The following is a 19,356-nucleotide window of genomic DNA, read 5'->3' as shown; positions in this document are numbered from 1 at the left end:
TACTAAATAATAGAGATATATTAATGCTTTGTGGTGAATTTAAGAGGGTTACCGTACATAGATAAATATTTTTTTCCTAATAGTTCTGAGCCTATATAGTTAAGATGATTTGAGTCGGCATAGATTGGAATACTATTTATTTCAATATTACAGTAACTGTCATCACAGATCGCTTTTTTAGGATCAATAATTACTAATTTTGGAAATTCCTTTTTGAGTTTTTCAACAAGATTAGAAAATACCAACTGTTGTTGTTTGACAAACTCGATATTCAACTTACATGAATTTTCTCCAAAAATAAATGGTAGTTTATTCTTTTCTAATGGACAAAGATTAGTTACATCAATATTAAGTGTTGGAGTATCCAAAATAAGTACAGGTATACTACCATTGTCCATTACTAACTTGATGGATTCTTGTATTGAATTAACCGAACTAGAGTAGAGGGCATTTGACCATTCACCAGCAAGAATAACATATTTATATTTTTTTGATTTTATCAAATTAGCAATGGCCTTGTTTCTATCAGTAACAGAAACATATTCAACAACATTTTTGAAAGTTGGTAAGAAGGGTGTAGATTTTTGGGTTACAACGTAAGCTTTTTGGTTTATGTTATCAAGCCAAGTAGTTATCATCGGTATTTCAGATCTTGCATGAGAGTCACCTACCAACAGAAAATTTGTATCTTTAGCTTTAGGGCTTCCGATTGAACAGACATTAATGTTAGGAAGCTGCTTTGATTGAAAGCTAGCAGATTGAATCATAAGGAAACAATTGCTCTGATCGATTTTATTAAACCCGTAGTTATAGGTTAGCTTATTTTGATCAATAAGGTTTGAGGAATTAAAACCAAATTTATTATTAGTTGAAGCTATGAAAAAGCAGCAAGCCAAAATTAGAGGTATTATCCATAGTAGTATAAAGCTTTTATTAAAACTAAACTTATATTTATGCCTAAAGGATTTTTCTACAAATAAATACGTTAATGTAGCAAGGGCTAAACTAATAGTAAAAATTATGACACATATAGTGACAGTTTTATTGATACTTAAATAGTTAACATAAGCAATAATAGGCCAATGCCATAAATATAAAGAATATGAGATAAGACCTATTGCCACAAAGGGTTTTAGAGAAAGTATTCTATTTATAATAGGTGTAAAATTAGTATTTGCACCAGAATATATATAAATAGTCGCTCCAATACATGCAATAACAGTCCAAATACTTGGGAAACTCACATTAATAAAAAATATAGGTACTATCATCATTAGAGCACCTATTACAGAGAGGATATTAAGAGTCAGTTTGTTATTATTTAAAGTAGCTGAATTATTAAGATATATGGCTAAACAGCAACCAAATAAAAGTTCAAAGGCTCTATGAGTTGGAAAGTAATACCATCTGTCAGAGCTTAGAATATATAAATTAAATTCGCCGGAAAGGAAAATTAAGCAAGATATAATTAACAGTATTATTGAAGTGGCTAGAAGTTTTACTTTTGTTGAAAATCTTAGTTTAAATAGTAGTATTAAGATTAATGGCCAAATCATATAAAACTGTTCTTCTACACCTAATGACCATGTGTGAAGTAATGGTATTATTTGTGAGTTTTGACCGAAGTAACCAAAATCAAGTTTTACAAAGAAATATATATTAGAAAAGGATGCGATTGCACTAACAAGTGATTCGGCATAGTCTATTAAATCTTGTGGTAGTAATATAAGCCATGCAAAAAAAGTAGAAAAAACTAGGACAACTATTAATGCAGGTATAATTCTTCTAATTCTTCTTAGGTAAAAGTTTTTGATAGAAAAACAATTGTTTTGTAGATCTCTAAGAATTATAGATGTAATTAAATATCCAGAAATTACAAAAAATATATCTACTCCCAAAAAACCAGATTTAATCCAACTTATATTTAGATGGAATAGAACTACGGATAATACCGCAAAAGCCCTTAATCCATCTATATCTTTTCTATACTTTATATTGCTCATTAAGAATGTGCCTTTGTATTAATTATTGATAGTGGGTTACCATACTTCTCCAAATAAAGGTTACCCAATAGAGTTGATCCGATGTTATTCAGATGAGTATTGTCGGTATACAAAGGAGTACTACCGATAGATGTAAGAAGCTCGGTTCTAGAATCCTTTTTTTCTATAAGTTTATTAGGATCTATTACAATGAGCTTTTCTCCGTATTTATGTTTTAGCTTTTTAATAAAATTATTTCTATCATCCATAACGCTATAACATTCTCTACCAAGAATTTTATCTAATTTTGTAAATCCGCATGTTGACTTTGGACCTCCATATACATCGTACATAATAATAGGTACTATGCCTTGCTTTATGAAATTAGCTACTGAACTGTCAATTTGTTTGAAAGCATCAGTTTTGAGATATGTATCGTAATTCCAATATCCAGCTAGAATAATTGCTCTAGGTTTTAACTTATGTATGTAATACTCAGTATTCTTATCAAATGAATTACTATACATCATATACTTATAGAGTTTAGGATCGCCTGTCAGTGACTTAGTATAAATATACCCTTTGAGTTTTAAATTTTTTAACCAAACATTTATCATACCCTCATATGCCATGGCATGAGAATCCCCTAGAACTAAAATGTCTGTATGATCTTTACTAATTGTGCCAAAGAAGCAGTTATTATTTATTTTATTTAGATTATAATTTTCACCAGTATTGCACTGATCTAGATTTAAAGATTGACTACTATAAAAATTTAGATTTAAATTTACTGCTTCCTTATTAAAACCAAATCCTTGATGCTTAGATGCTGCATAAAAGCTTATCGATATGACCAAAGGTATAATCCATAGTATAAAAATACTTTTTTTAAAACTAAAAATAATCCTATATCGAAATGGTTTTTCAATAAATATATACGTCAATGTTGCTAATAATATGCTAATAGTAAATATTACAACACAAACTAGAGTAGTTTTTTCAATACTAAGATAATTTATATAGGCTATTATAGGCCAATGCCACAAATATAAAGAGTATGAGATAAGACCTATAGCTACAAAAGGTTTTAATGAGAATATCTTATTTGCTATTGGAGTATGGTTATTACCACAATAAATAAATATAGTAGCTCCGAGACATGTTGTAATAGTCCATAGACTAGGAAATCTCACATCGATAAAGAAGATAGGTATAACCATCAACAATACAGAGATTATCGATAAAACCTCAAGTACTATTTTATTATTTAACTTTATTTTACTTTCACCTTGAGTGGATAAAAAAATAGCTAAACAACACCCAAATAGCAATTCAAAAGCTCTATGTGTTGGAGAATAATACCATCTGGGAGAGTCTATAATATCAACGTTTAGTTCACCAGATAGAAAAAATATACAAGAAATAATTAAACAAATAATAGAAAAAATTAATAGTTTCTTTTGAGTGAAATTTAACTTAAATAAGGCTAGTAAAAACAATGGATAAATCAGATAAAACTGTTCTTCAATCCCAAGAGACCATGTGTGTAATAGAGGTATAATCTGAGGGCTAGCTCCAAAATAGCCAAAATTAAGTTTTATGAAGTAATAGATATTTGCTAAAGAGCTAATAGAACTTATAAAAGACTCAGAATAATTTAGTAAATCTTGAGGTAATAATATTAACCAGGCAAAAAAAGTAGAGATGGATAACACAACTATTAGTGCTGGTAAAATTCTTCTAATCCTTTTTAAATAAAAACTTTTGATAGAAAATGAATTACTATGTATATTTTTAATAATTATTGAAGTAATAAGATAGCCTGAAATTACGAAAAATATATCTACACCAAGAAACCCTGATTTAATCCAATTTATTTGAAGGTGAAATAGAACTACTGATAATACAGCAAATGCTCTAAGACCATCTATATCCTTTCTATATTGAATATTACTCATGAGGTATTTAGTTTTTACAGTTAGCTATTACATATAATACAGTTTTCTTCTCTATTAATAAAATGATTGGTATCTTAATATCAATTAATCGTATAGATGTATTTCAAAATGTTATTAAGTGAGATACTAATTTTATTACATTCTTGATTACGCATTGTTAATAGACAGCCCTGTGTCAGCAATTACATAAGTATCTTGATTAACTAATATTAAAAATATTCTATACCTACCAGTTAATAAAGGATACTTATTGACAAGACTGAAACCACTTTGTTTGACGTTTAGTGTATCGCTTGATAATTCCTGAATACTATTTTTGCTTGTCCTATTAGCTTTAAATATATAATCATGATCTGCATTGTGTAATTTAATATATATTTTAGTATTTAATGCATCTTTGTGTTTCATATATCCCCAGCCAGCTATTGTCAATATGTTGTTATTATAAGATAAGGTATCAACATAGCTTCTTTGAGAAGTATATGATAGTTCTTTATACTCAGTTAAATTTAATGCAATTGGTTGGATTTTTTTAGGTATGTTTGTCTCGATATATTCTGAGCCATTGACTAGTATTAAATCAATGCGACTATCTTTTTGTAAAGGATTATTTGTAAAGGTAATACTCCAGCCACTGTCTTGTATGTTTGAAGCATCGTTATATAGTCTCGAGATATCAGGTCTTTGTTTAATGTTCACTGGATATATTTTAGATGAATCGTCATTTGTTATACGAATATATATTTTAGTATTTGCAGCATCTTTGTTTTTGATATACGACCAACCGCTTATATTTAATCCATTATTTTCTTGCTTTATAAATTCAATATTACTTTGTATCTTCGATAAAGATAATTGATTAAGATTTTTAATGTTAAGATCAATAGGTAAAGGATTTACTACAACCCTATCAGCTAACTTTAAAACTATTAAATCTTTAGTTTCTTTTATGTAGCCAGTATTTGGATATGTTGGCATGTGATCAGAGACTTTATAAGCCTCATTGACTTCGGTTTGGCTTGGCATAATATAGTCATTACCTAGCCAGCTCATAAAATTATGTAGACGCACAGATTGCTCAGCGTCTGTATCAAAAAATGATGGTCCAATCGAGTCAAAATGTACGATAAAGGGTTTCGGTGTATGGTAATACTTGCCGATTATAACTAAAGGTTTACTTTCTATAGCATCTCCAGTTTTATCAAGTATGTTGTTGTATATACGGTTTGCGAAGTTTTTATCGTACTGTAATCTCATTACGTCACTGTAGAAAAGTCTAGTGATATATTGAGCATTAAAAAGTGTAATTATAATGATGGCAGTAGTAATAATGGTTTTTATAGCTTTGCTACTAAAAGAGTTATAAAAAACTAGCCAAACTCCTGCTAACATCAAAGGCACTGCTTGTAAGGTTCTTAAAGGTACTCCATTACCTAGTGCAAATACTAGAGCGAAAGGCGATAGCACAAATATTATAATAAGTAACGCAACAGATATCCTTTTCTTTAAGATATTAATGATAACTAGAAAAGGTAGTGTAAAATATACTGTTAATAAAATAAAGAAGTTAAAGTTCATAGACAATAATGAATGGAAGTATACTTTCCAGCCACTAATGATTGAAGTGAGTGGTTGACTGCCCCAACCAATAAATTGCTCAGTATAATCTGACTGAGGGGTAATAAAAAAAGATGCAATGCAAACTATTTTATATATGAATAGAGCTACTATTAGAATAAAACCGCCATATATTAATTCTAAAACATTAAACTTCTCATCAGGGTTTGCTATCGTTCTAATAAGAACTATAAGTAAAGCTGATGTAATAAAGTATGAGACGTAAGTTTGATAACTCATCAAAGCTAATGAGCAAAGTATAATAGAAGATATAAGGTTAAAAAATCTCTTTGTATTTAGAAAAGAAGAAAAATGATAGGCAGATAGCACACATACTAACATTGAAAATTCTGTAAATATATTTTGAAGAGTGAATCTCAAGAAGAATGAGTACATTGGGCAAATAATAAAAATACATGCAAATATTATAGATAGAGTTTTAGATAGTCTTACTTGACAATTTTCTATCACTATAAGCCATAAAATACCTGAGATAAAAATAAAACTTACTGCTATGAAGTCATTAAAAAAAGGAAGTACTTGCTCAAGACTTAAATAATTATATAATGCATCTATGGGTCTGCCATGAGCTATCCAATCAGAGTTGTATGAACGGAATGTTGCCATTACAGAGTCAGAGTCAACAGCCCAGTGTGTTATGAAGTATCCATAACCGAGTATTGTGAAAAAAAGTACAACACCTAGAATTATAAAGTTTCTTTGGATGAAATTAAGAGACTTATTAAGTAATGATGATATCTCTGTCATAAAATCTCCATAGGGTAAGACTGTTAAAATACACCTAATTATATTTAACTACAAAGCTTTATTAAAGCTATTAAGGAAAAAATAGTATAGTTATGTATAGCAGTAGATGTTTTTATATCAAGAAAATATTTTATATTGATGACTCTGATTGTCACATTATAGTCGTGATGTTTTAGGCTTTATTCAGTTTGATAAATAATATAGACTTCTTCATAACGTTTTATTATTTATAGTATTGATGAAAATTTCACGTACAAATGTAATAATAGCTGTTTTGATAATAGCTTTTTTCTTTGTTATAAACTATTTACAGCCTTTAAGAGCTGATGATTTTGGTAGAGCTTATACTGATGCTCTTGATAAGGGTTTTATCATATATCTTCGTGGTATTGCATCAAATTATATTCATTGGACAGGGCGGATATCAGCGCAGGCATTAATTTATCTGTTTTTGAGTAAGAAATATATCCATTTATCAGTATTTATGATCAATATAATTAACTCGATATGTTTTTATCTGTTTGTGCTATATTCATATAAAATAGTAAGATTTAAAACAAAAGTTGAACTATTTTCGAAAGACTTTTTAATATATATTTTCTTTTTTATCTTCCTTTTTTATCAAACAGGATTTATTGCTAATGTTGTCTGGAAAACAGCGGCGGTACAGTATTTTTGGGGTATAACACTGTTAACTGTCTTTTATTACATATCAGTAGTGAAAAATAAGCAGAACATATGGTTTAGTTTATTCACAGGTTTTTTTATTGGCTTATATAATGAGATATTTGTTAGTGTCGCAATTATCTTGTGTTTGGCATACTTTTTAAATCAAAAGCTTTCTCAAGCTGAAATAGCTAAGAATATATTATATTTTTTTATAGCTTGTGCGGTCGGAGGTATAATTCTGATAGCAGCTCCTGGTAACTATGTAAGACTAAACACAATGTCGGCAGGAGAGCATATTTCTGTATTAAATCAGCTCATAAACTTAGTTACACAAATTGTAACAAAACCTAGCGATACACTTATTCCTATGTTGATGTTATTGATATCCTTAGTTCTTATTTTCACAAACAAAAATATCACTAAGAGAGCTTCTTTTGTATATGGGGTGGCAATTGCGTCTTCAATATTTGTATTGACACCTGTGGCTAAGTCTTATGATTTGAATCAAAGAGTTTTATTAATTTATGATGCAGTATTCTTTATAATAATGATGCAGCAATTTTATAATCATAGTACTAGTTTTATTCTGAAGTTAAGGCTACGATTAAATTCTTTAAGTTGTATGTTTTTAGTATTATTAGTAATGCAACTCGCATTAATTGTAAGTATTTATTTTGAAATAGATAAGTTTGAAAGATATAGAGATACTTTAGTTACATATTATCAGCAAAATGAGATCTCTGATCCTATCTTACCGATGATTCCTGAATTTAGTCAAATAACTTTTATAGATGATATCACATCTGATGAAAATGCTTATAATAACGATGCTTATGCTAAGTTTTATGGTTTTGATAAGGTTTATGGAAAAGAATTAGGCTAGAATGTCGAACAATTTCTCTAATGTGATTTCTTGTTTTTCTTGAGTTTTACGATTTTTATACTCAATCAAACCTTGCTCTAAAAGTCTATCACCAATAACCACATGATGAGAGTAGCCGATAAGATCTGCATCTGCAAACATCACACCAGGTCTTGCGCCTCTATCATCTAAAATAACATCTATTCCTTTTGCGAGTAACTCTTGATAGAGTTTGTCAGCTGTTTGTTTGACACTTTCAGATTTGTTATAGTTGATTGGCAATATTGCAACTTGATATGGAGCGATAGCCTCTGGCCAAATGATTCCATTTTCATCATGAGACTGTTCAATTGCAGCAGCCATTACACGCGATACTCCAAAACCGTAGCAACCCATAAGCATAGGTTTAGATTTGCCATCTTGACCAATTATATTGGCATTCATTGGTTTTGAATAAACATCTTCAAGCTCAAAAATATGTCCAACCTCAATACCATTTGTGAGCTCTAGAGTTCCATTATTATCTGGAGATATATCTCCTGTAACTACGTTTCTAATATCGGCAATTTGATAACTAGTGATATCTCTATCCCAATTCACATTTGTAAAATGATAGTCATCTTCATTTGCGCCACAACAGATATCTTCAATCATCATTGCACTATAATCAGCTATAATTTGTACAGGACAGTTAACTATCCCTAATGAACCTGGATTAGCATTAAAAATAGAGAAAATTTCATCTTTGGTTGCAAGAGTGTATGGTGCTACAATTTGTTCGAGCTTATTGATTTTTGTCTCGTTAAGTTCATGATCTCCTCGGATAACTAAAGCGAGGAAGTTACCTTTAGCATCTTTTATAACCATAGTTTTAATAGTTTTTTTGATATCAAAATCAAGTTCGCTACAAAGTTTTTCGATAGTCTTAATATTTGGAGTATGAATTTTTGTTATAGTATTCTCAGAAATTGCTCTTGTGCTTAAATCTGGTTTTGCATATGTTGCTAACTCAATATTTGCAGCATAATCAGAGCTATTGCTATAGCATATAATATCTTCACCAGCATTAGCTAATACTTGAAACTCATGACTATTATCACCACCGATTGCTCCAGTGTCAGCGCGGACAGGACGATATACTAAGCCAATTTTATCAAGGATATTACAATAAGTTTCATGCATCTTATTGTAGGTGTTATGTAAACATTGGCTATTCTCATGGAATGAGTAAGCATCTTTCATGATAAATTCACGGGCACGCATCACACCAAAACGAGGGCGGATTTCATCCCTAAATTTTGTTTGAATTTGATAAAGATTTAGAGGTAATTGTTTGTAACTCTTGATAGTGTCACGAGCCATGTCTACAATAGGTTCTTCATGGGTTGGGCCATAGCAAAAATCTCTTTCATGCCTATCTTTTAGCTTCAGAAGTTCAGGACCAAATTTATCCCAGCGATGAGTTTCTTGTAAAAGCTCTGAAGGTAGTACGCTTGGCAGTAGTAACTCACTTGCTCCAGCTTTATTCATCTCTTCACGAACTATATTCTGGATTTTCTGTAGAACTTTTAATCCTATAGGCATCCATGTATAGATTCCTGAAGCAAGTTTTTTTATCAAACCAGCTTTTAGCATGTATTGATGGCTAGTAAGTACGGCCTCTTTAGGAAGCTCTTTTGTAGTAGCAATAAGGGTTTGTGTAGCTTTCATGATTATCTAAATTTCAAAATAAAAATATGAGCTAAATTATAGCAAAAAAATAATTATAAAATATAAAAATTGACTCTAGATGAAGGAAGTTAAGGAGATATGAAAAAACTAAGGAGTATCACCTAGAGTAATCTTTATATATTAAGACTCGATCAAACCCAAAAGCGTAACTTTGTTACTTGCTGGATATGATTTTGCTTAGGAGTGTATATTCTATACTGAATAAATTTTATGTCAATTATTTTTTATAGATTTAATAACCAATAACTATCTGGATCAGATGGGCAAAGATGTGGTCCACATTCAACAAATACATTTATTGTATTGGCAAGTGTTAAAGCTAGTATCAAAAATATCGCTATCTTTGTGAATGAACTTAAATTTTTCTTTTTGTCTTCATTTGGAGTAAAGAATCCGCAAATAGTTGCATATATTATGAAAATAATACTTACAATAAAATTCCAAGTATACATATGTAATGAAAATACTGCATCTCCATAATTTCCAGTACCTGGAACAATATGTAAAAGTATTTGTGTCATCGCCATTGCAGCATTTAAAATAGCTACTAATGTTACGAACAAATAGTTCTTGTATTTATTACCATGCGACAAGTTTAGTAGTAATCCAAAAGTTAATAAGCTCAGTGACATTCTTTGGAACACACATAAGGCACACGGTAGCTCTTGGAAATAAAGTTGATAATAAAAAGCCATTGCTAATACAATACTTATACCAATAATAGCTATAGAGTCGAATAAATCTAAAATATTATCTTTCATAGCTAGCCCCTTAAAGTTGAATATTTATGTATCGAATTGTATGAGGAATAAATACTACTAGTAATAATCCCAAAGACACAAGGAAAAGGGTGATAGCCAACTTATGCTTATTTGTTATTGCAAATATTAAGCTAAGAAATGTTGTTAGAAAGATTAAAAATATCATATTGTCAAACTTTATAAATACTGATGTTAACGAGTATAGTCAAAATTTAACTATAAGTGAAATCGAAATTTCTAAATTATATTATAAGTAAAATTAATATTATGATGATAAGCACACTTAGGGCTATTCAGAATTCATAAATTTAGAGATAAGAAAGGAGGAGAAAAATACAAACTACCAAATAGCCCTAAGTAAAAAACTTTTTAGTATAGTGGAAAATTTTTCTTGAATTTATTGGCTCCCCGAGACGGACTTGAACCGCCGACCAATTGATTAACAGTCAACTGCTCTACCGACTGAGCTATCGGGGAACTTGTGAGGTATTATATTGCTGTTTTGCGATGCTGTCAACATTATTTTTAGTTTTTTTAGGAAAATATGATGTTTTATCACGTTTATATGAATTTGTGTGTGTGATAACATATCATAAGTTTCAAAACATCATATATTTAAAATAGTAATAGTTAGTATGGAAAATCAAGTTATACAAAGACAGCAAGAATTAGTTGAAGAATTATCTTTCTTTGAAGATTGGGAAGATAAGTATGATTATGTCATATCGTTGGGTAAGCAATTACCAGAGTTTCCTCAAAATAAAAAAACTGAGGAGAATTTGGTTAAAGGCTGTCAATCCCAAGTCTGGTTCGACAGCAGTATAAAAGATGGTAAGTTACATTTTATAGCTACTAGTGATGCATTGATTGTTTCAGGGTTGATTGGAATGCTATTAAGAGTATATAGTGAAGCAACTCCAGCAGATATACTTAATTCAGATACTGCTTTTATTAAGGAAATTGGTTTTGGCAATAATTTGAGCTCTACAAGAGCTAATGGTCTAAAGTCAATGCTAGATTATATCTATGCAACTGCACAAGAAAACCAGTAAATGAAAATATTAGTTTGTCGCCCTAAGGATGATGCTGATAAGCTTTCACAATTACTAAGATCTAAAGGGTATACAGCTACGAGTTTACCATGTATTAATATAGATTACATTAGAATAGCAAGTTCAGTACTGGGTTATACAAGTTATATATTTACTAGTAAATATGCTGTTGAAAGTTTATTTACTCAATATAATCCTGAATTGTTTCATGATAAAAAACTCTACAGTGTAGGTCAAAGCACCGCAAAAACTCTAAAAAAATATGGTTTAGATGCTATATATCCACATGATCATGGTTCACAAGAGCTTTTGAAGCTAATCTTGGAAGAAGATGTTTCTGATGATAGTTTTGCAGTTATCTCTGGGGTTTCTGGAAATGAATTGCTTGTCAAAGAAATATCGCAACTAACAAAGTGCGATAAATTTGAAACTTATCAGAGAGTTTTTGAGAGTGTTGCTGCGCTTAGCCAAGCGTATTTAAAATTTATTGATGATGGTATAAATCCTGATGTTATTGTTACCACAAGTATCGATATTTTTAAGTCTTTGAATAGGATTTTTGGCGAAATAGTAGCTCCAAGAGCTGCAATTGTTACCATAACAAGCCCAAAAATGCTAAAATTTGTTAATGAACAAGGCTTCGAAAATACTTTGAAGCTTGAGAAATTAGATAATAACTGTATCTATCAAAAAATACGAGAACATATTGAGGCTAAGAATGTCACAGGAAAAAAATATTCAGCAAGAGCAAACCAATAACACTAATGATAATGTTGCTCAGGAGTCAAATTTAGATAAGAACAAAACGTCATTTAATATCTTTTCTAAAGCAAGCATTGTTGTATCTTTAGTAGCTCTTGGTTTGGCTAGTTATTCTGTTATTGATTTTGAAAGAGGTGATAATAAACTTGGTGCTAATGATCAAGCTTTAACTATCTTACAAAACCAACTTGAATCACTTAAATCAATACAGGCTGAACAAAAAGAGACAATAAAAGATTTAGGTGCTCAAAATGATTTTTTGACAGAGAGCCTTAAAGCTACACAGTCTCAGATTACAACATTAGGTAATCAAGTAGCAGTTCCAACTAAGGATTTGTATCTGCAGATGAGTATAGTTAATATTCAGTCGGCTATTAACTACTTAGTATTAGCTAAAGATGTGGCAATTTTTGATGGTAATGCACAAAAGGCTAATGAACTGGTTGATAGTGCATTTGATAAAATAGAGGCTAGTGGGGTTGCAAATATAAGTGTTAGTGAGCGTCAGAAAGTAAAAGATTCGATAAGAAAGTCTCTTTCAAGAAGTGATGTCATTAAGCAGTTTGCTTCTATTCAACAGCAGTTTGGTAAGCTTAGATATATCACTCCTGAGAATGCTTCTATGGAGGCTAACACATCCTCTCAAAATAATTATATGAAAATTTTAAATTCTGTAGTTGAAATACAAAACATACCAGAGAATCAGACTCTTGTTGCAACTAATCAAGCTAAACAAGCTGTTGCAAGTAATTTGTATAACTCATTGATACAGCTACAGAGTGCTATGTATAGTAATGATCAAGATAGCATTGATCAAGCTAAAGATAACCTGATCAATATTGTCGATCGATACTTTGTGCAAGATAGCAATGCAAAAGAGTTGAAGACCAGTATAGAAAATATTAGATCGCAAAATCTTGATGATATAAATAGTAGTTTAGATAAGGTGATTAATCAGTTATCTGAGCAGCAAAATAAACTTTTAGTAAAAGAATCGAACTTGGCTAAAACTAATATAAGTATACAAGGAAGTGATAAATGATAAGAATTTTCAAGCTTATAATAGTTGTTGTTCTAGCTACTTTGATTGGTATATGGGCAACTAAAAACCATGGATATATTATGTTAGTGATGGCTGATAAAGCTATCAAAGTAAACTTAGTTGCCTTTGTATTTGTAGTTTTTATACTATTATTCGTATTAGTTTTTGGCTTTAGGGTAATTAAGTTAAGTTTTCAACTTCCATATTTATTATTTAATTGGTTTATTGGTCTATTTACGGTTGATAAACAGGAGAGATTTACAGATTTGCTTGCTGACATGGTTTTGGAAAATAATAGACTAACTAGTAAGCTAAGTATTTCAAATATTTCTAAAATATCTCCAAGACATCTTAAAGAGTATGTGCTTTTTAAGAAGATTTGTATGATTGCGAACAGCAAAGATATTAAAGAATTGGATAAAGCTCTTAAACAGATTAATAATAATACAAATGTGTATAAATTTTTTGAGGTATATAAGCTTTATCTTGTACAGAAGTTCTCAGAAGCACGTGCTAAAGTCACTGTACTTTTAGAGAAAAATGATTATAGATTTTTACCTAATATTGCAAATTTGTCTGCAAGTATCGCTTTAGCTGATGAGGATGATGTGTTTGCTCTCAAAATTTTAGAAAAATACGATGTTTATCTAAAACAGGACTTGGGTGAAAGATTAATTATCTTGGCACTAAGAAAAGCAAAAGATGTTGATAAACTATCAGATATATATAATAAAGCAGAAACAACTAATACAATAAGTAGAGTATATCTAGAGCAGCTTGTTGACTTTGAAGAAATGGTGTTGGCTGAGAAGTTTGCTAAGAAGCAATTAACTGCAAATAATATCTTGCCAGAAATGCTAAAAATTTACGTCAATGCGTTTAGCATACCGGTCGCTAAATTATCTGAAAAAGTTCTTACTAGAACTAACCATGATTATAATAGTATCCTTATGTTACTAGAACTCGCTGTAGTTAAGTCAGATAATTATAGTTTCAAAATGGCTTACGATTATATTGAAAGGCATACTAAGGAATTACTGACTATTACACAACTAGAAAGATATCATCATATATTGTGTAAGTTTTTTATAAAAAATGGTGATGTGGCTGGTGTAGATATCTCAGCAACAAAGTTAGTTTATCAAAATAACTAAAAGGTATATTTAGATGCAAGTTAAAAGATGGTTTTTGAATAACAGCTTAAGAAATTATCAATATTTATTATATGATGAGAATTATGCTATTGTCATAGATCCTCTTAAAGCAGATATATTTGATGAATTTATCAAACAAAATACTTTAAAGCTTGAGGCAATACTTATTACACATAGGCATGGCGATCATATTGCTGGAGTTAAGAAATTGCTTGAGATCTATCCTGATGCTTTGGTGTATGCTTATGCAGATAATGAGCTTTTAAAGCCAAATATTTATGTTGCTGATGGTGATTTTGTAGATTTCGGTTTTACAAGCTGTAAGGTAATGTATACTCCTGGACATATAGATGATCATGTATGTTTCTTGTTTGAGAAAGAGAAGGCTCTTTTCTGTGGAGATACATTGTTTAATGCTGGTGTTGGTGGTGTACATGCGCTTTCGGCTGATGTAAATCAGCTGTATGATTCAGTAGTCAAAATTTCTAGTTTAGATGGAGACATAAAACCATATCCAGCTCATGACTATTGGCAAAGTAATCTTGATTTTGCACTTAGTATACTGCCTAATGATGAATCTTTTAATTATTATAGAAATCAAGTTGCAGAGCTTGCAGCTGAACATAAGCCGGTTGTGAATTTAGCAGAGGAGAGTAAGCTTAATATTTTTATCAGATCTATAAGTGATAAGTCTTTATTACAGGCGTTACCTGAATATCGATTGGGTAGAGAAATGTTTGTTAAGCTTAGAGAGTTAAAGAATAACTTTTAAAGTGGTTTAATTTTTAGGATTTTTATCGTTGGTTGAGTCTTTCGGATCGTTTGTCGATTCATTTTTTGAATCTTTTTTAGTATCTGTAGGTTCTATTTTTGTACGACTAATTTCACGTGGGAAACCACCGTTTAATCCAATTCTCTGAAGTTTGATTATATCCGGAGCCATAGCGCGCTTGCTATCATAAGGTCCAATATACATTCTAATCCAGTTACCTACGCGCTGGAACTGTGGGTTAAGACCATCTTCTTTCATTTTTTTGACATACCAAGAGGCTTCATCCATATTTCTAAATGAAGCTATCTGATATATGTATGTATATTTATACTGCGCTCTTTGTGCATCAGGTTGAACATCAACTTCTACACTATCATGCTTAAGACTGTTGTAGAATGTAAATACCATTTTTCCGCCACTACCATTTTCAGAGAAGTCTGGTTTTTGATCACTATTTGTCGCATCGGTTTGGGTACTATCATCTTTATTATCTTGAGTTTCTGCTGAATTATTACTTTGATCCACTTGTAGCTCAGCTTTTGCTTTTTCTTCTTCAGCTTTAACTTTTTTTAGATGTTTATTTACAAGTTTAGATGCTACAGCTATTACCAATAGGCATACTACGGCTGCAATTACTATTTTTTTCTTTTTAGAGCCTGTAGGTTTTTGTAGTTCTTGGGGATTTTCTTTTGTTGTTTTTTTAGTTATATCTAATCTTGATAGATCTTTCATAAGTGTAATTTTTTTAATAAATCTATTAAACTTTGCTAAGTGTTTAATATCATAATGTTATACTAAAGAAAGATTATAATTAATACTTGGGTAAATATATAGAGTTTTGTTATTAGTTGTAAGAAAAATAGCAGTTTATTGAATATAATTAAGCATGATGACTGCTGAAAACTAATGAATGAACATTATATTTGATTCCTAAGGTATGTGGTAAGTTTTGGAGTGGATTTCAGCTTACTTTAGGTTATAAATTAGATTAAAAACTTTTAAAAAAAAGAGGATATCGAATGCGTTTGCAGAAAAAAATATTATTGACATCATTATGTTTAGCTACTTTTGCAACAACAAATTTATATGCAACAACAGCAACTGAAGCTACTAAGTTAACTAGTCAAGAGAAGTATGATAACAAAGAGATGCTTATTAGTAATTTAGATTCGCTATTTCCATATCCTACAAAAATAACAGTAGGTAGTGTTTCTCAGGATAAAAGTGGTAGTCTAGTAGCAACTGATATTATGATAATAAGTAATGATCCGAAAAATCCAAATATCAGTATTAATAAAGCTACATTTGCAGGCTTAAAGGCTGGACAAACGGTTAAAAATAATTTTAACATTAAAATCGAAGGTTTAAGTGTAGCAAATTTAGCTACGGCAGTTGCTAATAGTAATGTAGTTAGCTCAAATACAGATCCAAAAGATCTTGCAAATAACCAAGGTATATTTGCTATTTTAATGAACAGTATAGGTCAGGCGTTATATAACCTTGATATTAACTATAACTATAATAATAGTACGATTGATTTTGTATTAAATTCAACTATAGGTAAAAAGACATTTATAAAAACAAATGCCAAATTTAAAGGCATAGACTTGTCTGGAACTAGTGTTGATATGGACTTCTTAGCAGCATTGATGACAGAGTGTATGAACTCGAAGATACAAAATCTTAGTTTCGATGCAAACTTTTCAGAAGTTTTAAAAGAAATAACAGATAAATATTTAGGAAAAGAGTACAAGCAAGATCCAATATTAGATTTTAATGGTGAATTAGGTAAGAAATCTGGAGAGTTAACATTAAACTTTGATGGAAAGTTAGGTGCTAATAATTATGGTAAATATAATATCGTGATTGATGGCGTAGACTTAAGTGATAGTACTATTAATCAAATTATTGATGGTACAAGTAAGGCTTTAGATAATGCATATGTGAAGTCAAATACTGCTGACTCAAAAATCCAACTTAATTTCCAAAAGGACTTTTTCCCTGAGAAATCACCGATAAGACAAGTATTTTCAATACTTGATACTGATAATATTAATATAAAAATTAATTCAGATCGCCAATTTAAGAATAATAAATATAATACTAATTTTGATATACAAGCAGATGGACTAGCAAGTCTAAAAGGTAGTGCTGAAGCGATGGTAAATGACAAATTAAGCTTATTGCCATACTTAGGTGTAGGTGCGCAAGATCAAAAAGATTTATACGATTGTAATAATGAGCTATGTCTAAAAAATGTAAATGTTACATTTGCTAACTATGGTCTACTTGAAAAAATAGCTAGGCTTGCAAATCAAGATCCGAATACGACTCCTCAGCAAATATTAGGCTCATATGGAGCACTGTTACAGCTTTTTGCAGTGCAGCAACAAGATAAATTCTTACAGCAGGTATTATCATCTTTTGCAATGTTTTTGCAGAATCCTAAGAATATAAGTATCCATGCTAAGGCAAATAAGCCCGTTAATGAGATGGCTCTATTAAATATGTTAGCTAATGATGCTAAAACTCTAAAAAGAAATAATCCTATCAAAAATAATGGTAATGTTGATTTAAGTAAGAGCCCTGATGTTAAACTTATAAATAATATTCAAAATCTCTTCAAGATTAGTTTTGATGTTAATCAGAACTAAAAATTAATATTTCTTGAAAATTAAAGCTATATCTCTATTGACAACTTTTGAAAATAAGGTAATATATCACCCTATAAAGCGGGAATAGCTCAGTGGTAGAGCACAACCTTGCCAAGGTTGGGGTCGCGAGTTCGAGCCTCGTTTCCCGCTCCATACTCTTAGGTTTGTGTGGCTGAGTAGCAAAATGGTTATGCAGAGGCCTGCAAAGCCTTGGACGCCGGTTCGATTCCGGCCTCAGCCTCCACTAACTGCCCGGGTGGTGAAATTGGTAGACACAAGGGACTTAAAATCCCTCGGAGCTTAACCTCCGTGCCGGTTCGAGTCCGGCCCCGGGCACCATCATTAGTTTTAATTTCTTCACTATTACAAATCTTAGTCAGTTTAGATGGGTGTTTTTGTAACTATTAAACTATTCGTTACCGGATATGAAAACAAAAACAGTTGTATGATATCTAATGCCTATATACTTTAAATGTATGATATTATTTTCATATAATCTCGTTAATTTATATATGTAATATGGATTACAGTAAACTAGTTCTCCAGTTATTTAAGAGAACCACACAGTCCTATAAGTTCTTATGGGGATTAGCATTATTAGAGCTAGCAAATGATGATAGTGTTGTATCAAATAACATTAAATTATATGATATTTTGGCATACTCTGGAATATATGCATCTAACTTAGTTACTAAGTACAAAGTTAGACTAAGTTGTAACAGTGATAGCGTATTTGAGAAAAATATATTAGAAGCTCAATCAAAAACAAAAGATTACAAAATTAAATTTACAGAAATATATAGTGAAGAGTCTAGAGAAATTATAAAGAAAGACTTTCTAAAATATGTACCATATAGATTTCAATCAAATTTCTTTGATATAAAGGGTAATGATAGTCAAAAGCAAAAACACTATATTGATTCTCTTGACTCTAATAATAGCCAGTATTCAGATATACTAATTTATCAAATAGATCACTATGATGAAAGTTTGATTTTAAATCCTAATTGGAGAGAATATCTAAGAAAGAATTACTTATTATTAAAAGCATATATAACCCAAGAATTTGCTAAATATCTTGCTAAGTATAATGTTGATGTTCCTAATCTAATGCTTAAGGTTGATCCAGTAGCTGATAAAAATAGAGAAAATCTAACTAAGCAGAGAACTATTTGGAATGATTTTATAAAAGATAATCTCAATATTTACGATATCTATGATGGTGCAATCCTAACTAGTTTAAACCAAAGTATTGATTTAGATCATTATGTACCATGGAACTATGTTGCTCATAATATGATTTGGAATTTAACGCCAATTAAATCTAGCCTAAATAGTCAAAAATCAGATAGGATTTTAATAGATGATAGATATTTAAAAAAATTAGCGAATCAGCAATATCAGTTATATGACTGGGTCAAATCAAATAACAAAACTAAAGTTATAGAAGATTATACTATAGTTTCTTTGAATAACTTGGCTAAGGATAGTTTTATTAATAGCTATAAAATTATGATAGGCTCATTATGCCAATCTGCTATTAGACAAGGCTTTAATGAATGGAAGATTTAA

The 19,356-nt window shown here is 30.4% G+C and carries 14 protein-coding genes and 4 tRNA genes; 11 read left to right on the top strand and 7 right to left on the bottom strand.

Features of this window, described 5'->3' with window-relative positions; genetic code table 11:
- Window positions 1-20: 20 nt before the first annotated feature.
- From IMS64_RS06685 to IMS64_RS06675, 3 genes are all read right to left on the bottom strand, one after another.
- A complete protein-coding gene (locus IMS64_RS06685) occupies window positions 21-2,003 on the bottom strand; it encodes an acyltransferase family protein (RefSeq protein ID WP_211490215.1) in 1,983 nt (660 codons plus the stop codon).
- Complete coding sequence (locus IMS64_RS06680) at window positions 2,003-3,940, bottom strand: acyltransferase family protein (protein ID WP_211490214.1); 1,938 nt, start codon at window positions 3,938-3,940, stop codon at window positions 2,003-2,005. The genes IMS64_RS06685 and IMS64_RS06680 overlap by 1 nt, the downstream gene beginning before the upstream one ends.
- A 147-nt stretch (window positions 3,941-4,087) precedes the next feature.
- Window positions 4,088-6,325, bottom strand: coding sequence for a glucosyltransferase domain-containing protein (locus IMS64_RS06675; RefSeq protein ID WP_088821494.1), 2,238 nt, complete (start codon window positions 6,323-6,325; stop codon window positions 4,088-4,090).
- Window positions 6,326-6,563: 238 nt separating this feature from the next.
- On the opposite strand from IMS64_RS06675, the gene IMS64_RS06670 reads away from it, so the two are divergent.
- On the top strand, window positions 6,564-7,877 hold the full coding sequence (locus IMS64_RS06670; RefSeq protein ID WP_088821493.1) for a DUF6056 family protein: 1,314 nt from the start codon (window positions 6,564-6,566) through the stop codon (window positions 7,875-7,877).
- Here IMS64_RS06670 and IMS64_RS06665 read toward each other — a convergent pair.
- The 3 genes from IMS64_RS06665 to IMS64_RS06655 all read right to left on the bottom strand — a co-directional run bounded on the left by IMS64_RS06665 (window position 7,869) and on the right by IMS64_RS06655 (window position 10,825).
- On the bottom strand, window positions 7,869-9,566 hold the full coding sequence (locus IMS64_RS06665) for a proline--tRNA ligase (protein WP_211490213.1): 1,698 nt from the start codon (window positions 9,564-9,566) through the stop codon (window positions 7,869-7,871). The genes IMS64_RS06670 and IMS64_RS06665 overlap by 9 nt on opposite strands.
- A 245-nt stretch (window positions 9,567-9,811) precedes the next feature.
- Entirely contained in the window at window positions 9,812-10,348 is a 537-nt protein-coding gene (locus tag IMS64_RS06660; RefSeq protein WP_088821491.1) for a disulfide bond formation protein B, read from the bottom strand.
- 401 nt (window positions 10,349-10,749) lie between these two features.
- Window positions 10,750-10,825: transfer RNA gene (locus IMS64_RS06655), tRNA-Asn, on the bottom strand.
- 158 nt (window positions 10,826-10,983) lie between these two features.
- Here IMS64_RS06655 and IMS64_RS06650 point away from each other — a divergent pair.
- Genes IMS64_RS06650 through IMS64_RS06630 form a run of 5 tightly spaced genes read left to right on the top strand, consistent with a single transcriptional unit; the run spans window position 10,984 to window position 15,130 of the window.
- Window positions 10,984-11,400 carry a SufE family protein gene (locus tag IMS64_RS06650; RefSeq protein ID WP_012280676.1) on the top strand — a complete coding sequence of 139 codons (417 nt, stop codon included), beginning with the start codon at window positions 10,984-10,986 and terminating at the stop codon, window positions 11,398-11,400.
- A complete protein-coding gene (locus IMS64_RS06645; RefSeq protein ID WP_211490212.1) occupies window positions 11,401-12,159 on the top strand; it encodes a uroporphyrinogen-III synthase in 759 nt (252 codons plus the stop codon). It begins immediately after the preceding gene.
- Entirely contained in the window at window positions 12,119-13,204 is a 1,086-nt protein-coding gene (locus tag IMS64_RS06640; RefSeq protein WP_211490211.1) for a hypothetical protein, read from the top strand. The genes IMS64_RS06645 and IMS64_RS06640 overlap by 41 nt, the downstream gene beginning before the upstream one ends.
- Window positions 13,201-14,358, top strand: coding sequence for a heme biosynthesis protein HemY (locus IMS64_RS06635; RefSeq protein WP_012280679.1), 1,158 nt, complete (start codon window positions 13,201-13,203; stop codon window positions 14,356-14,358). The genes IMS64_RS06640 and IMS64_RS06635 overlap by 4 nt, the downstream gene beginning before the upstream one ends.
- Window positions 14,359-14,371: 13 nt before the next feature.
- Window positions 14,372-15,130: an MBL fold metallo-hydrolase gene (locus IMS64_RS06630; RefSeq protein WP_211490210.1), complete on the top strand. Its 759-nt coding sequence runs from the start codon at window positions 14,372-14,374 to the stop codon at window positions 15,128-15,130.
- A gap of 6 nt (window positions 15,131-15,136) precedes the next feature.
- On the opposite strand, the gene IMS64_RS06625 is transcribed toward IMS64_RS06630, so the two are convergent.
- Window positions 15,137-15,862, bottom strand: coding sequence for an SPOR domain-containing protein (locus IMS64_RS06625; RefSeq protein WP_211490209.1), 726 nt, complete (start codon window positions 15,860-15,862; stop codon window positions 15,137-15,139).
- Between the two features lie 287 nt (window positions 15,863-16,149).
- On the opposite strand from IMS64_RS06625, the gene IMS64_RS06620 reads away from it, so the two are divergent.
- The 5 genes from IMS64_RS06620 (at window position 16,150) to IMS64_RS06600 (ending at window position 19,356) form a co-directional block, all read left to right on the top strand.
- Window positions 16,150-17,784 carry a hypothetical protein gene (locus IMS64_RS06620; RefSeq protein WP_211490208.1) on the top strand — a complete coding sequence of 545 codons (1,635 nt, stop codon included), beginning with the start codon at window positions 16,150-16,152 and terminating at the stop codon, window positions 17,782-17,784.
- A 78-nt stretch (window positions 17,785-17,862) separates the two neighbouring features.
- Window positions 17,863-17,937: transfer RNA gene (locus IMS64_RS06615), tRNA-Gly, on the top strand.
- Window positions 17,938-17,954: 17 nt separating this feature from the next.
- A tRNA-Cys gene (locus tag IMS64_RS06610) sits at window positions 17,955-18,028 on the top strand.
- A 6-nt stretch (window positions 18,029-18,034) separates the two neighbouring features.
- Window positions 18,035-18,123 (top strand) — tRNA-Leu (locus IMS64_RS06605).
- Between the two features lie 180 nt (window positions 18,124-18,303).
- A complete protein-coding gene (locus IMS64_RS06600) occupies window positions 18,304-19,356 on the top strand; it encodes an HNH endonuclease domain-containing protein (protein WP_012280683.1) in 1,053 nt (350 codons plus the stop codon).

It is taken from the genome of Francisella philomiragia (genome assembly GCF_018135955.1).
Lineage (GTDB): Bacteria > Pseudomonadota > Gammaproteobacteria > Francisellales > Francisellaceae > Francisella > Francisella philomiragia.
The sequence above is the reverse complement of the archived record's forward strand: the minus strand, read 5'-3'. Positions and strand labels throughout refer to the sequence as shown.

What these genes read in the sequence shown, in the direction of transcription:
- IMS64_RS06685 (WP_211490215.1), bottom strand. Translation starts at nt 2,003, where the DNA reads ATGAGCAATATAAAGTATAGAAAAGATATAGATGGATTAAGGGCTTTT.
- IMS64_RS06680 (WP_211490214.1), bottom strand. Translation starts at nt 3,940, where the DNA reads ATGAGTAATATTCAATATAGAAAGGATATAGATGGTCTTAGAGCATTT.
- IMS64_RS06675 (WP_088821494.1), bottom strand. Translation starts at nt 6,325, where the DNA reads ATGACAGAGATATCATCATTACTTAATAAGTCTCTTAATTTCATCCAA.
- IMS64_RS06670 (WP_088821493.1), top strand. Translation starts at nt 6,564, where the DNA reads ATGAAAATTTCACGTACAAATGTAATAATAGCTGTTTTGATAATAGCT.
- IMS64_RS06665 (WP_211490213.1), bottom strand. Translation starts at nt 9,566, where the DNA reads ATGAAAGCTACACAAACCCTTATTGCTACTACAAAAGAGCTTCCTAAA.
- IMS64_RS06660 (WP_088821491.1), bottom strand. Translation starts at nt 10,348, where the DNA reads ATGAAAGATAATATTTTAGATTTATTCGACTCTATAGCTATTATTGGT.
- IMS64_RS06650 (WP_012280676.1), top strand. Translation starts at nt 10,984, where the DNA reads ATGGAAAATCAAGTTATACAAAGACAGCAAGAATTAGTTGAAGAATTA.
- IMS64_RS06645 (WP_211490212.1), top strand. Translation starts at nt 11,401, where the DNA reads ATGAAAATATTAGTTTGTCGCCCTAAGGATGATGCTGATAAGCTTTCA.
- IMS64_RS06640 (WP_211490211.1), top strand. Translation starts at nt 12,119, where the DNA reads ATGTCACAGGAAAAAAATATTCAGCAAGAGCAAACCAATAACACTAAT.
- IMS64_RS06635 (WP_012280679.1), top strand. Translation starts at nt 13,201, where the DNA reads ATGATAAGAATTTTCAAGCTTATAATAGTTGTTGTTCTAGCTACTTTG.
- IMS64_RS06630 (WP_211490210.1), top strand. Translation starts at nt 14,372, where the DNA reads ATGCAAGTTAAAAGATGGTTTTTGAATAACAGCTTAAGAAATTATCAA.
- IMS64_RS06625 (WP_211490209.1), bottom strand. Translation starts at nt 15,862, where the DNA reads ATGAAAGATCTATCAAGATTAGATATAACTAAAAAAACAACAAAAGAA.
- IMS64_RS06620 (WP_211490208.1), top strand. Translation starts at nt 16,150, where the DNA reads ATGCGTTTGCAGAAAAAAATATTATTGACATCATTATGTTTAGCTACT.
- IMS64_RS06600 (WP_012280683.1), top strand. Translation starts at nt 18,304, where the DNA reads ATGGATTACAGTAAACTAGTTCTCCAGTTATTTAAGAGAACCACACAG.